The organism is Candidatus Binatia bacterium (genome assembly GCA_023150935.1).
GTDB lineage: Bacteria > Desulfobacterota > Binatia > HRBIN30 > HRBIN30 > JAKLJW01.
Genome location: JAKLJW010000101.1, coordinates 1 through 1,281, shown reverse-complemented (window position 1 = coordinate 1,281; position 1,281 = coordinate 1). Strand labels below are relative to the sequence as shown.

Genomic DNA, 1,281 nt, shown 5'->3' with positions numbered 1-1,281 from the left:
CCCGGTTGCGGGGAGGGGGGCCCTGGGGTTTCGGTTACGGCTTCACCAGCTTGAACTGGAAGACGGTGACGAGATCGAGCGTCAGGTCGATGTCGAACGCTCCGAATCCGCCACTGAGCTGCAAACCGCCCGGATCGCCCAGAGAGTACAGAGAGCTGCACGACGCCACCGGCGTGCCGGTGAGCTGAGCGACGCAAGGGCCGACAATCGGGCAGGTCTCGCCGGGGGCGATCTTGTTGTTGGCGATGTTGTTGACGTCGTACATCCGCATGATGCTCGTCCCGCTCGACAACAACACGCCCACCGGGGAGGCCGGGTTAGCCGTGTCGTCCGGGGTGCACGGCAGGTTGTCGGGACCGAGCACGGCGCCCTTGAGAACGGTCAGTGCCAGCGGCATCGACAGCAGCAAGCCGCCGCTGTTGTAGGTCCCGCTCAGTTCGACCTTCGTCGGGCTGTTGCAGATGCCCGGATGCTGGGTGATGGTCGCCGTGTTGCACAGTGCACACCGCTTGATTTCCGGGTCCACCGGCGGGCAGTCGCTTTCCACCGTACACAGCATGTCCTGGTTGGTGCCGCTGTTGCACCGTGCCGTGCCTTCGACGCACGGGCGGCTCAGCGAGGCATCGGGCAGGACGTAGTTGTCGTCGCACTCCGGATCGTCGGGCAGGCCGTTGGCCGAGCCCGAGTTGCCGGGACTACCCGGTATGAGGTTGTGATCCCGGCTCAGCGTGACGTCGAGGTTCGGCCGGCCGCCGTTGCAGTCGAGAACGCCCACCCCGTCGCTGCCGGCCTTGACGCAGACCGTTCCGATCGAACCGGCCGCGGCGGGCATCAGCACGAGGCTGTCCTTCGGAATCGTGACCTGTGCCTCGCCGGTGCCCGGATCCGTAGGACCGACCTCCATGGTCAGCTCCGGTAGCTGGCAGGTGGTCGCCGTGCCGGTGCAGGTGCCGCCGCCCGGACATGGGTCCTGCTGACCGCTGCCCGGGGCTCCCTGGCCGGGCAGGCAGGTCAGGCCGTCGTTGGTGCCGCCCACGCAGGAGCGGCAGTCGGCGTCGAGCGTGCAACCGAGGTCGCCGTTGGCGCCGTTGCGGGGCACGCAGACGCCGTTGAGAGCGATGCGCGGAACCACCACGGAGTTCTTGTTCTGAACCACCGCGCAGCTCCCCAGAAGCGGGCACGTGCCCTGGTTGACGCCCGTGCAACAGGCCACCGGTACACCGGCGCCCGTGCACCGGGTGTTCGGCGTACAGCCGTTGCACTGGCCGGCGGTCGTGCAGG

The 1,281-nt window shown here is 68.0% G+C and carries 1 protein-coding gene; it reads right to left on the bottom strand.

Annotated features, from left to right (window positions below):
• Positions 1-34: 34 nt before the first annotated feature.
• On the bottom strand, positions 35-1,281 hold a 1,247-nt coding region (locus L6Q96_23140; GenBank protein ID MCK6557446.1), incomplete at its 5' end, for a hypothetical protein.